Origin of the sequence: Mucilaginibacter sp. PAMB04274, from assembly GCF_039634385.2 — a bacterium.
Taxonomy (GTDB): Bacteria; Bacteroidota; Bacteroidia; order Sphingobacteriales; family Sphingobacteriaceae; genus Mucilaginibacter.
Genome location: NZ_CP155081.2, coordinates 1,742,363 through 1,755,523, shown reverse-complemented (window position 1 = coordinate 1,755,523; position 13,161 = coordinate 1,742,363). Strand labels below are relative to the sequence as shown.

Sequence of the window (13,161 nt, the reverse complement as noted above, 5' to 3'; positions counted from 1 at the left end):
CGAAGGACACGGAGCTTTAAGGCAAGATTCTTTTTGAAGACGGAAACAAAAGCAAAGCGGGTTTCTGTCTTACAAAAAGACATCTTGCAAGGAGAAAACCCAAAATATAACTATGTAACGCGAAAGGCGGTATGCAGCCTGAATATGTATTACAAAAGCCTGAATGTTGATCCTCTACCTAAGGAACGGCTTCGGTCGAAAGAACGATATTGAGTTCAAATTTATCGACTAGTACCAGTGTGCAGATCATTTCAGAAGCTGCTGTTTGTGGAGAACAACCGATTGGAGTGGCGGCGTTGCGCTATCAGGAAATCATTGTAATCATTGTGCCCCGCATAAGCTGTGGATTGATCCTTTGCAGCAGGCACAGCTTCAATGAAAGCTTTGGAAGCCGTGTGACCTGCCTCATCACGATCAAGGAAAAGTTCAATGTCGCCATAATCAGCGGCAATCCTGATTGCCCCGGGAAGTAATGAGAGTGAGTTCAACACCAACACATTGGCTCCGCCGTCCGGGTGTAACGACAGCCAGCTTAAATAATTCAAATAGCCTTCGAATATAGAGAGTTTACCCGACGGCCCGGAAATCAAGGTAATGGCCTTATGACCAAGACATCCTTTGAAATATTTGTTGCGGACCTCCCACGCACCCAGTTCGTTCTTCCACCCGGCAGCAAAGAAGTACTTGCGCCGTTTTTTCTCATCCTCTACGAAATAGTAGATCTCGTTAAGTCTGCCCTGAGCTATCTCCCATATTCCACGATTTTGCAGGTATTCGGTAATGACAGGGTTATTGCCAAGTTCTTTTACTTCTTCAATTCGATAGCGCGGCAATTTGACCGCATGACGGCGGTGCTTCCGCTCTGCGGAAATCCTGGAAAATCGCGGAGCTCCCTGCCATGCTTCATTGATTTTGGCAAGAACTTCTGGAAAAGATAAAGGGGCCCAGTAACGAAGACCAAAATCAATGACATCTCCACCCATACCTAAACCGTGATCATACCAGACATTGAGGTCCTCATTGATAGTCAAAGAGGGATTCGAATCTGAATCTCTAAGCATACTCAAGAAAAACAATTCTTTACCGGAACGCTTTGCCGGGCGATAACCCAGGCGCTCTAACAGTTCGGCCAGGGAAACCGTGTTCTTGATTTCCGAGGCAGTCAAAATTTCAGCCATAATTTAGATTTTTAATGTTTGTTGATGAGAGTAGCTAATGAATTCTGAATGAGGCTATTTGAGAGTTAACTCAAAACTTATTAATCAAACCAGGTGTCTTTCAGAACAGTCATCGTTGCTGTCAAAACAATTAACCGTTCATAATAAAAACCTGTCCCCTTATTACAGCGATTGTATTAATAGCCAGCTTTTGTCCAAAATTATCAGGACTCTTACCTATGCAGATCTTGGAAAGATGATGGCTAATTTTCGAGAAAGCTATGAAAGCGATTGGCGAGACAAATCCTTAGCCATCGAACTGCTTTCGCAGAAGTTACTGTTAACGACAAAGGGGAGCAACTGCTCCCCTTTGTCGTTATAACGGCCGAATTCGGCCGTTACTATCTTTTCGGGACTACTCACCTCATATTCTACAATACGGACATTCGTCTGCCCAGGCGTTTTCGGGTTTTGATATAATCTCACCTTCGCCCGATTTCCTGTGGTTAGCAGGATAATGCTTCATCCCCGGATGTCAAATAACGATTGCGTATGCGTTACCGCTACACACCTGCCATCTGCGGATGGCATGCTTGCCCAAGGGTTACAGATTGCCGATAGCATCCTGACAGCTTGAGCGATGTCGATCTAAGAGGATTGGATTTGGAAAACGACGGCAGAGATCCATCTACTTTGTCCGGTTGACTAGAAGCGACTGGCTCTCAAGAAGACAGGTCAGTAGTCTTTATGATAAGCTTCGTTCTGTTTTGCTATTTTCCCGGTGTTGAAATTCCCTATCCGGGTGCTTTCTCAAAAAGGATTACCTTTTCTCCGAAAGTTGTTTTGTGTCCAATGATTCCTCGATCATGGAGGCAAAACAACAGCATAAGTGAAGGCAAAAACAGTGAAAAGGGGTGAATAACCTCTTTTCACCCAAGGCTAAATAAACCTTATGGATATTGATTATCAGTATATTAGAAAATAACCCTATTTAAGGAAATACGCTCAAAAATGTAAATTGACGGAAAGAAGATGTCGGACTATTAGGCTCAAAAATCGTTGAAGGGACTCAAAATAAGGTAGCATTAAAGTTGCTGCCCCGGCTGTTATGAAGGGGGCATCTATTACAATTGAGCAGCATCTTTAAGCTTTCTAATATTTTTCGTTCAGCCAGTTGATCATGGCAATAAGTTGACCTTTCAACTTTTGAGCTGTCGCATACTCTACATCTGTTGACTTTTTTTGCAGGCTCTCAGGTGAAATATGTTCAGTTTGGAGAGAGTAAAAATGAGTGGCATAGAAACTGAAGATTTTGCCTATATGCTCTTTTGCAAGAATACCTTTTTCAATCTGCAACCTGATAAAAAGACCGAACTGAGCAACAGGCAGATTGATCCTGATTCTGGTCTGCTTTTTGGTGATCTCGTCATCCCTGAACTTTATTCTGCGTACTCGGATAAGTTCTTTCAAAGATTGCTTTTTGTCCTCGATGGACTCCATGAGCTCCTCTTTCAGCGATGCTTCCTCGATTAAAAAGCTATTGTTCCGGTCAAACGGGAGCTCATTAACATATTGCTGCTCCCGGATCAAGTTTTCCAATTGATCATGGAGACTATCCTCCGTATCAAGAAGTTGTTCCCAGCCAGACCGCCAATACCGTAAAAATGCAGGGGTATTGAAGTCAATCTGGTATAGAGTATTTTTTACGATAGGCGTAGTTAACGGCGACATGATGAGGAATCGATTCATTGACGTTCTAAGAATGGAGGCCGTTCGTCTTGTTAAGCGGCGTTCGCGTATCGCGAATAAAAACCCCTCCAGCATTAGTTTGCTTAAATTGCTATCCAAATCAAACTGGTTAAGATGCCGTTCAAGCCTGCGATATTGCACCGTAAGTTGCTGAACAACTGTTCTTCTTTGTTGATTAGTAAACGAAATGTCAGTAAATCTATCAGGGTAATTGCTGCTAATTTCATCGAGGCAAGCCGTGAGTTGATTCAGCACTTCCATATAAAGCTTCTTCAAGGGTAGAAAACTTGCTTGATGACGCCAAAGGTTGTTATATTTGTGAAGATAGGATTCCACTTTGTTGCTCCACAGCACCAGTAGATTAAGGGGGTAATCACTATTGCCGGCAGTCAAGTGGAGCGACTGCCAGATATCTTTCCGGTACAATTGCCATAAAGCTTTCCATTGCTGTTGTAAGTCGGTGATTTTCCGTCTACGATCCAGGTTCTCCAAACGAAGATCATACTCGATAAAATCCTTTAAATCGTTCACGCCATCCATATCCAACTCCTTTTGCTGTAACTCGCTCGAAACGAAAACAAAAGTGCTTTTGCTCAAACAATCAGGCAATACGTAAATCGGAGATTTGGTGTACGTAATTTTACTTAATCGACTTAAACCGGTGCTTAAAGCCCCCCCACCTAAGAAAAAGTTAACCGGTCAGGCGTGTCAAAAATGTTCGTTTCCAGTTTCCGGACCAGTTCCATCCGGCTACGGGTCTGTGTTTTGTTCATCATATTCTGCAAATGGGTCGTTACCGTTCGCTCAGCGATGAACAAGCGCTCCCCTATCTCACGGGGCTTTAAACCGGTTCTTAGGAGCTGAACGATTTCAATCTCACGGTTGGTCAGGTGGTACTTCAAGCAATTTTCGGTAAATAATTCGGGTCGAACACCGTTAATCATCATCTCCATGAATTGCCGGTATTCCAATCTGGAACGTTTAACGGACTTCCAGATGAATAGAATACTGATGGCAACAATTCCGGTGTTTGTGCAGAGCACTTCTATCAGCTGGCTTTCCTCTACCAACCCGAATACTGCTAATGCGGCCCAGGGACTCACCGCAAAGTACATGGCGAGCTCTTCCATCAGTTCCTCCCTATTTACTTGCGGATGATGCTTTTTCCAAATCGCGCGAAACATCATCCACAACAGCACCATGGCGTAGATAAAAGGCATGATCATGCCATAGATCAGATCTTTTTCAAAATCGCCGTTGATTGCATAAACAATAATAAAAAATATGACATAGGGCAACATTAGAAAAAGGGGCACACCGTACAGCGCGTGCCAGCGCAAAGCTTTTAAATCGAACGCTTTATAGAAATAAAATGGAAAATACGAGGCCATCAGAAAACCACTACCATAAGCGATACTCATTTGAACCGGAACAGGCACCGGAATATCAACATCCGGAAAAAGACCACCAGTAATATTGTAAATAAGCATCAACCCTAACAAAATAAGATACCATAACCGTTGCAGGTCCTGTGGACGAAACAGGTAGTAAATCAACTGGAAACAAAACATGATGAATTCCAGAATAATAAAGACGAAGGTTACAACATGTATTTGTGTTCCGGGTATCAGCATATATTCAGCCAAGGTGCTTCTTTCTTAAAAAATATAGGGAATAGCTTAAAAGCAGCTCATCATAGACCTCAAAACCATTCTTTTGATACCAAGGCAGGTTTTGGAGCGTGGATGTTTCCAAACAGACCGGGAGATGCTGGTCTGCAGCATGGTCCATTACATCCTGGAGTAGCCGGCTGCCAATACCCTGATTTTGCTGATGCTTGTCAACGCCAATAAACCATAAATAGGCCATAGGTTCCTGGGGTTGCTTGTTTTTGATCTTTTTTTCACGGTCGAGAACCTTGGCAACATTAGCCAAGCCGATAGCTTGAATGATAAGGCGTATGTCGAGCCAAACGGATTTTACTGTGACTCGTTTTTTATGTGGATAAAGAACCAACGCGCATGCGTTACGGTCTTCAGACAGCCATACGTCTCCAAAAAGGCAACACAAATCGAAGGAATATGCCATGAGTGCTGTTATGGCTTTTAGCCTTCCGTCACCTTGATGAACGATATAGTTCACGCTTTGATTACGGTCGAATGAGCGGGTTAAGATTTCGACAACTAAATTTCTGTCTGTCGCTGCAGCTTTTATCATAATATATGGGTCTGTTGGAAACATCGGCAAGGTTCATGTAAGATCGCAACAGAACTAAACCAATGGTTAAGTATTTAATCTAAAATAGATTGTTGTTGTCTAAAAATGAGGATTAGCCATACGAAATATAGCCCGAATTGCCTGTGATATATACCGAAAAGACGTTGAAACATCTTTTGCTTTAGAGATGCAGCGATGTCGATCACCATGCGCAGAAGCAAATGAGCAAAATCAAGTGGTTCAATAGGAAAGAATCCTTTCTAAAAAGAAAATTATACCATACATATAATTTATTGCACTACTGGGCCTTTTATTGATTGTTTTGACGGTACGCAACCACTAAGCCAGAATCTCAATGAAAATCCAATTGTTTCAAAAGGCCATCTGCCGCACGCCAGCTTTCTCTCCTACCGATATACTGGCCGATAAATGGGAGGAATTGAAGCGACTCATCTATGATGCCTCACCCGACTTTCATACCCTCATCAAAGACATACCATTCCATGAAATACCCTTGCTTGCCGAAAGGGCTCAACTAACCATATGGAAATACTTTAACAGGGCAAAATACAGGGCAACGCCATTCGGCGGGTTTGCCTCGGTATCGATTGCAGAAATAGCAGACCAACAGCAAACCCTTATAGTGCAGCGTAACCCAATATCGAATTATCTTACCGATTGGTCAGAAGTAGACAAGGCAAAGGATATGTTTGGAACTGCGCTAAGTGATACCATGGAGTTAATGACAAATAGCACGCTCTATAGAATCGGAAATGAACTACGGTATATACGGGCGCAGGAAGGAGCCGTTACGTTAGCCTCTGTAATGACAAACAAGTGGATCTCCGCCGTTGTGGATTGTTGCCAAGAAAAGATCACAGTGAACCAATTGAAAACATCAATGCAGCAAAAACTGGGATGCAGCAAAACAGCCGTACAAAATCTGCTCCTGCAGCTGCTGGACGCCGAAATCATCTTTTCTGAGCGGACGCCCAACATCACCGGAATTGACTATTTCAAACGTTCAGGATTTGGGGGTAACGGTGCAAAGATGTATCGTATAGACCATCGTTCTGTTAAGGCTGGAAAATTGGATGCAAACCAGTTCCGGGATTTACCAGCCTTCTTTAATTTCTGGAGGAATGTGAACAAACCATTTCGCTCAGCGGCCATGACCGATTTTGTGATTGCATTCAAAAACAAATTCGGAGACAGCATGATTCCGCTTGCGCTGGCATTGGATCCCGAGATGGGAATTGGTTTTGCGGGACTACACGAAACAACTTGGCCTTTATTCAAGATTAAAGCTCGGGCAAATTCGGGGTGGACGGCTGATGCGGAACTTAATGGCGTAGATTCATGTGACGCTGCCTTCCGGTCGTTTTTGATTAACGGCATGGTCGAGCAAAATGGCATCCAACTGGAGAATTTCAAACAAGCCGACCTTCGTCACAACGATCCGTTTCCCAATACCTTTTCAGCCGTTATGTCATACCTGGATGGATTACCGCTGCTCGAAACCGCCGGAGGCGCAACAGGTAACGCGCTGCTGGGAAGATTCACAATGATCGATCCATCGTTCGAAGCATTTGGAAGGGAGCTAGCTTCCATCGAGCAAGCAGCGAACCCAGACATTCTGTTTTTTGATGTTGCCTTCAGCGGAGAAAAGGCGGTCGACAACGTCAACCGGCGATTGAATGTTTATAATGCTGAGCTCCCTTTACTCGCATGGTCATTGAGTGATGAGGTCCTGGATCTATCCGATATCAGCGTATGCATCCGCAATTCAGAGGTTATACTCTGGTCAATGAAGTACCACAAACGGATGATGCCGCGTGTAAGCACAGCCTATAACTTTGGCAGGTCAGGGTTTGCACTTTTTCGGTTCCTTTGTGAGTTGCAACATGAACAGCTCAGAACACAACTCAGCTTTAAACTTGACGAACTGGTTCCTGGCTGCAACCGGTATCCGAGAGTTTGTTACCGGGGTATTGTTGTCTCTCCGGCTATGTGGCGTATACCGGAAGAATTTAGAAACAGCCAAGCTTCAGCCGACCACACCTCGCTGGAAACCCTGACAAGGTGGATGACGAATAATGAAGTTGGCCCTTATTTTAAATACGGTATCCACGACCAGACGCTAACCTTCGACACCCGCGAACCTGAAGATCTGCGAATATTTTTGAAGTTGCTTAAAGTGCATGGGGCAACACCGATCATTATTTCAGAGGCCTCGGTCGCCTCAGTTCCCGTAGCTGACGACCAAGGAAAAATGTTGAATGCTCAACTAATACTAACTTACTACCACAACGACCATCTTTTTCAAAGCGTGCTTCCGCAACTTAATCCGGTTATGAACATTGATGAAGCTAATGCTTTTCTCCCCGGAAGTATGTGGATATATTACGAAATCTTCTGCCATCCGATAAGAAGTGACGCTATTGTAGTTAACGAGATCGCTGCTGTGGTCATAAAAGCACAACATCTCATTGACAAGTGGTTTTTTATACGCTATAATACCCCATCCCCCCATCTCAGATTAAGAATCAAACTAAAGAGCCCGCGTGGATTGCGAACCATAATCTCCCTAATGGAGCAAATATTCAAACCGGCTCTAAAAGCCAAAAAAATTTCGGACCTTCAGATAAGAACCTACTACCCCGAACAGGAACGCTATGGCTTTGCCGGCATCGACTTAGTCGAAACGATGTTTTGGCGGGATTCGGAGCACGTTTTACATTTACTTCAACATCCTTTAGGCCGGCAGGATTTGCAGGTTCAAACGGTTCAATGGATGGATTCCATTTTCAACTGCCTGTACCCTGACGTTCACCAGCGGATGCTCTTGGTTAAGCGGTTGGCCGGTACGTTTGCGCTCGAGTTTGAAATGTCACCGCTGGATTTTAAAAGTATTAATTCGGAGTACAAGACGATTAGGGCGCTGCACTTCCCTGAATTGACGAGAAGTGCTACCCAACAAGCCTTATTTGAATTGATTGAAAATGCCATAGCCAAAATCGGCAATTTTTCGTTTTCAGAGAAGCTCCTCTCCGATTTGGTACATTTACATATCAACCGATTATTTCCGGACCACCAAAGGCAACAGGAGACGATCCTCTATCAGTACCTGTTGAACCATCTGCGGATGAAGGCCGCTCGCGTAGCAAGTCCATCAAAATGGTAATCCTGACTTCAAAGTGACTGCCGCTAGTAACACGATGCGTAAAACTGCATTGATCGCCGTAGGCATATTTAAGCCGCTGAGAAATATTGCTTAAGCCGCTCCCACTTGATCTTGATGGGACATATTGTAAGTTAATAGCGTTTCGCGTTTCAATGATCAGCTCATCGCCCTGTGTTGTTACAGTGAACCTGGCCGGATCGGATGGATCGTCCAACTCACCATGTTTAAAGATATTTTCTGCAAGAGTGAGTAAAACAAGAGGGATCAGGAACAGTCCTTCTACGGACCTATCCGACTGGAATAAGAAACTTAGGCTATCACTCTTTCGTACCTGGTTAAGAAAAATAAGATTATCGACCTGCTCAATCTCGTCTCCGAGAAGAATATAGCCCCCTGTTTTACTGGCATCCATGGCAAAGCGTACCATTTCCGAAAGGGCAATGATGGTGTTGGCCGCTACCGGGGAAACAAGAAGAACGTTGTGATAGACAAAATCCAGCGTATTAAACAAAAAATGAGGATTAATCTGTGCTTTTAAAAATTCGTTTTCTGCATTGGCAAGTTGTTGCTCAAACTTTTGTCTGTTAATGATTTCCCTTAATTGCTCCTTTTCTAAAGCGCTGCTCCTCTCCCGTTCCTTTAAAAACCTTTTCAGGAAATAATAGCCTGTACCAAAGCCCATGAAGAGCAATCCTCTGTAAAGTGTTTTGAGCTGGTAAGTAGTGTCAAAAGCGAGTGAACCGGCCCGCTTTATCATACTGGCTTCCACGAGTGCATAGTCTATGCAATAGCACGCAAAAATATATAACCATATCTCAACCGCTACCAGTAACGGCGTTCGCCACACGACATGAAGGGTACCGTTGACCGCCCTGGGCAGAACTACATCTGCATGAACGTAGAAAAGAACCAACGCAATGGCGTAATGGCTCAAATAAGTTAAAGGATGCCCAAACTCACCAAAGACCAGGCCAATGACCACGGTTTCATACAAGATAAATGCCGTCCAAATGAGGATGTGGACCTTAAATCTTCTAAACCAGTTCTGTGTAGCGGCAATCATGTAAATAGTGTTTTCAGTGGAGCATTACAACCTATACGAATAAAAACCTTCCGCAGTTATGTTTAGGTCTCTAAATTTCGAAAAAAAAACAATATGAAACATTCAAATTTCAAAATCAACGTTCAAACGCTTTTCACCTATAGCGGATCGAAAAGCGGGAAAAATCCAACTGAAGTTACGCTGGATACTGATCCTACCACCACCGTCATTACATTGACGAGAACCGGACTGCCTGTACCAAGAAAGTAGCTTTTTACTCAGGACCGGAGACTAAACTCCGGTCCTGAGTAGTTTATGATGTACAAACTTTTGAAACGCCGTTCGGTAAAGGTCCCCTACCGTGAACTCCAGGCTGTTATCCATCTTCACCGTGTTCCCAACAATGGAGTCAATATGGCTTTTCGCTATGATAAAACTGCGTTGAAACTGGACGAAATCAGGATTATCTGACAGCATCTTCGCCATGGACGTGAGCGACATATAAGTAAGGATATCCTTGTGAACAGTATGGATCAGCACATAATTCTGTTTACTTTCTACGGCTACAATATCGTTGTACCATACTTTAACGATACGAAGATGGTCATTGGTGTTTTTGACAAAAAAATACTGGTCCTTGCTTGGCGGCGTGTATTTCCTTTCTATGTGAGCAAACGCCTTCGAAACCGTTGAAGTGAATTTTGTTAGGGAATAAGGCTTTAGTAGATAGCCGTCTGCCTGTGCCTCAAAAGCCTCATATCCGTAATGGGTATAGGACGTTGTAAAAATCAGCTTCTTCGTTTTGGAGCGGATCTCTTTGGCCAGTTCGATGCCGGTGATTTGCGGCATGTGGATATCCAGCAAAATCAAGTCGATCATTGGCAGAGTAGCGAAGTCGACCAGCGCTTCAATGGGGTTTTGATAGGTCTTGATCAACTCCAGATTCGGAACTTCATTGATATACGCCCTCAATCCATCAATAGCATACCGGTCGTCATCAATAATTACACACTTAAACTTTTCCATATTTTGATTTGTGATTACGCGCTGTTACGGAAAAGCTTAAAGAAACCCTTTATCGGTTGAAAAACCCAAATCCTCGTAAAATGAAGAAAATCAACCCATCTATGTAGGAATTTGTCCGAACTGGATAAAAAACTTGCTTAAACCGATCTGAATTTTTAATTAGCAATAATTGAAAAGCTGTATTAACTTTATGGATATATCAATTACCATTCGATCATGATGCGTTGTGTGATCATAGATGATGAGGCGTTTTCTATTGAAGCGTTGCGGAAATACATTGAACTTGTTCCCCACTTAACCATAGCAGGGCAATACACCAATCCGCAGACGGCCCTTCAGGAGTTGTTGCATGCAGAGCCCTTCGATCTTCTGTTTTTAGATGTAGATATGCCGCTTATTTCCGGCATCGATTTAGCAAGAGTTCTTGGAAAACAATGCCGAAAGCTAATTTTCACGACATCTCACTCCAAATATGCATTTGACGCATTTGAAGTGGAAGCAGCTGCCTTTCTGTTAAAACCCTTTTCATTTGCCAAGTTCTCAACAACTATTGCCAAACTTTTTCCGGAAACCGAAAACCCGTTGGCAGCCAGTGAATACTTTCTGGTGAAGAATAAGGAAGAGGATTTACGGATTGTTAAAGTCAAATATGCAGACGTCATTGCTTTTGAGAGTTTGCACAACTATGTCAAAATCTATCTGGCCTCGGAAAAGTCGCTGACGGCATACCTGAGTATGAAAGATATTTTGGAACTGGTCAAGGGTCGTAAAAACTTTCTGCAGTTTCATAGAGCCTTTGTTGTGGCCACTGACCATATTAACTACATTGAAGGTAATTCTGTCAAAATGTGTAACAATTTGACTTTTACGGTTGGAGAGCGGTTCAAGAGTGTGTTCTCAGACTACCTCGGACAAAAACTTATTACAACGGCAAGGAAAAAATAATTTTATTCGATTGGGAGTAATTTTGAGGTCCCAAATGCTTTTGAACTGTAGCTTGTAAGAATGAGTTAGTAAATGATAATCCCTGAACTTTGACTCAGTTACAGGCACAGATTAACATCACATCGGTTCTTCAAAAGTAACGAAATCCATGAGATTTCAACGTTGTGGTACTTTGATAAGTTAACGGAATTTCTTTACCACTTTCCAATCAGAAACTTCCCATTTCTTTAATTCTGTAAATTGTTATAAAAAAGAACGTTTTCGTTACTGTAGTTCACGATATATAATTTATAAATATTTTACTTGCATAACTAAAACAATCATCGTAATATTGCAATATATAATTATGGGAATTACCAAAACAGAAATATTTACCGAAGAACAAAACAGGTTAGCTGTGATGCTCAAAGCTATTGCGCACCCTGCCCGTATTGCCATACTCGAGCAGATCATCAAGGCCAATGCCTGTATCTGTGGTGATTTGGTCGAGGAACTTGGTTTGGCCCAAGCGACCATTTCACAACACTTAAAAGAACTCAAGAATGCAGGTCTGATTCAAGGCACCATTGAAGGGGTAAGCGTGTGTTACTGTATTGAGCCGAAAGCCTGGGCACTGCTGCAAAATCAGTTGAATGGGTTCTTCAACCTGTACGAAATGCCTAAATCCTGCTGCTAAAATTTTTTATCTACAAACATCGCAATATTGCAATAAACCATTAATATAGAAACTATGGAAACTTTAAAATGGCAATCATTCAAAGAACAATTAGAAGCTAACCCAACATTAGACCTGCAATTTCAATATGCGGAAAACACCTGGGTAGATGCCTCTTACCATATTACCGAAATTAAACAGGCTCCCATTACCTCCGTTGATTGCGGTGGAGTGATGAACGCCTGGACAGAGGTAATTGTCCAATTGTGGGTGCCTGAGGAAGAACAGCAACTGCGCTCAATGAAAGTACGTAAAGCGTTGTCTATCGTTGAACTTGTAGAGAAAGCACTTCCGCTTAATCCCCATGCCGTAGTAAAGATTGAATTTGGCAATGCACAATTTGATACCCGACAGATGTTGCCAAAACAACTAATTGCAGATGGTGAAAACTTGATTGTGGATCTTCGTCCTGATGCCGTTCAGTGTAAGGCGATCACTCGGGGCGGTAGCTGCGGTACGAATGAAAAAGGAGAAGAATGCTGCACACCGGTGGTGGAAGTTAAGCCTAAGATTCAACTGAAAAACTTAGTTGCCGAAGCGCCGAGCTGCACTCCCGGTTCTGGTTGCTGCTAATCATAATCAGGATGTAATGACAAAAATCGAAATATTACAGCCTGCACATTGGCCGGACGTGAGACGGATTTATCTGGAAGGTATCGCCACCGGTCAGGCGACCTTTCAAACTGATGCTCCCCAGTGGGAAGATTGGGATAAAAGCCATTTATCTGATCTTCGCTATGTGGCACTAACCGATGATGGTAACATGGCCGGTTGGGTAGCTCTCTCCCCAGTATCCAGCCGTTGCGTTTATGCAGGGGTTGCCGAAGTAAGCGTATATGTGAGCGAGGAGTTCCGGGGCAAAAAGGTAGGCCAAGCGCTTTTGCAGCACCTGATTACCGAAAGTGAGAAGGCCAACCTGTGGACGCTGCAAGCCGGTATCTTTCCTGAAAACGAGGCAAGCGTAAAGTTGCATGAGAAACTTGGTTTCCGCATCATCGGCTACCGCGAACGGGTAGCAAAACAGTATGGGGTGTGGCGAAACGTCTACCTCCTGGAACGAAGGAGTAACGCGGTTGGAATTGATTAATTTACGTAAGAGCAGATACTTTATAATAAGGAATGAAAC

11 protein-coding genes are annotated in these 13,161 nt (G+C 43.2%); 5 read left to right on the top strand and 6 right to left on the bottom strand.

Annotated features, from left to right (window positions below):
* Positions 1-251: 251 nt before the first annotated feature.
* The 4 genes from ABDD95_RS07400 to ABDD95_RS07385 form a co-directional block, all read right to left on the bottom strand.
* Complete coding sequence (locus ABDD95_RS07400) at positions 252-1,178, bottom strand: toprim domain-containing protein (protein ID WP_345951245.1); 927 nt, start codon at positions 1,176-1,178, stop codon at positions 252-254.
* A 1,131-nt stretch (positions 1,179-2,309) separates the two neighbouring features.
* Complete coding sequence (locus ABDD95_RS07395; protein ID WP_345951244.1) at positions 2,310-3,503, bottom strand: hypothetical protein; 1,194 nt, start codon at positions 3,501-3,503, stop codon at positions 2,310-2,312.
* Positions 3,504-3,586: 83 nt separating this feature from the next.
* Positions 3,587-4,552 (bottom strand): helix-turn-helix transcriptional regulator, encoded by a 966-nt coding sequence (locus ABDD95_RS07390; protein ID WP_345951243.1) that lies wholly within the window; start codon positions 4,550-4,552, stop codon positions 3,587-3,589.
* Positions 4,545-5,123 (bottom strand): GNAT family N-acetyltransferase, encoded by a 579-nt coding sequence (locus tag ABDD95_RS07385; RefSeq protein ID WP_345951242.1) that lies wholly within the window; start codon positions 5,121-5,123, stop codon positions 4,545-4,547. The genes ABDD95_RS07390 and ABDD95_RS07385 overlap by 8 nt, the downstream gene beginning before the upstream one ends.
* A 355-nt stretch (positions 5,124-5,478) precedes the next feature.
* On the opposite strand from ABDD95_RS07385, the gene ABDD95_RS07380 reads away from it, so the two are divergent.
* On the top strand, positions 5,479-8,307 hold the full coding sequence (locus ABDD95_RS07380) for a thiopeptide-type bacteriocin biosynthesis protein (protein WP_345951241.1): 2,829 nt from the start codon (positions 5,479-5,481) through the stop codon (positions 8,305-8,307).
* On the opposite strand, the gene ABDD95_RS07375 is transcribed toward ABDD95_RS07380, so the two are convergent.
* Together ABDD95_RS07375 and ABDD95_RS07370 are read right to left on the bottom strand one after the other, a co-directional pair.
* On the bottom strand, positions 8,195-9,370 hold the full coding sequence (locus tag ABDD95_RS07375) for a histidine kinase (protein ID WP_345951240.1): 1,176 nt from the start codon (positions 9,368-9,370) through the stop codon (positions 8,195-8,197). The two genes, ABDD95_RS07380 and ABDD95_RS07375, sit on opposite strands and share 113 nt — an antisense overlap.
* A gap of 270 nt (positions 9,371-9,640) precedes the next feature.
* Positions 9,641-10,375, bottom strand: a complete 735-nt coding sequence (locus tag ABDD95_RS07370) for a LytTR family DNA-binding domain-containing protein (protein WP_345951239.1) — start codon at positions 10,373-10,375, stop codon at positions 9,641-9,643.
* Positions 10,376-10,591: 216 nt separating this feature from the next.
* Here ABDD95_RS07370 and ABDD95_RS07365 point away from each other — a divergent pair, with 216 nt between their 5' ends.
* From ABDD95_RS07365 to ABDD95_RS07350, 4 genes are all read left to right on the top strand, one after another.
* Positions 10,592-11,320: a LytTR family DNA-binding domain-containing protein gene (locus tag ABDD95_RS07365; RefSeq protein WP_345951238.1), complete on the top strand. Its 729-nt coding sequence runs from the start codon at positions 10,592-10,594 to the stop codon at positions 11,318-11,320.
* 346 nt (positions 11,321-11,666) lie between these two features.
* On the top strand, positions 11,667-11,996 hold the full coding sequence (locus ABDD95_RS07360) for a metalloregulator ArsR/SmtB family transcription factor (protein WP_169611313.1): 330 nt from the start codon (positions 11,667-11,669) through the stop codon (positions 11,994-11,996).
* A 54-nt stretch (positions 11,997-12,050) separates the two neighbouring features.
* A complete protein-coding gene (locus ABDD95_RS07355) occupies positions 12,051-12,608 on the top strand; it encodes a DUF6428 family protein (RefSeq protein ID WP_169611314.1) in 558 nt (185 codons plus the stop codon).
* Between the two features lie 58 nt (positions 12,609-12,666).
* Complete coding sequence (locus tag ABDD95_RS07350; RefSeq protein WP_345951237.1) at positions 12,667-13,122, top strand: N-acetyltransferase family protein; 456 nt, start codon at positions 12,667-12,669, stop codon at positions 13,120-13,122.
* Positions 13,123-13,161 lie beyond the last annotated feature (39 nt).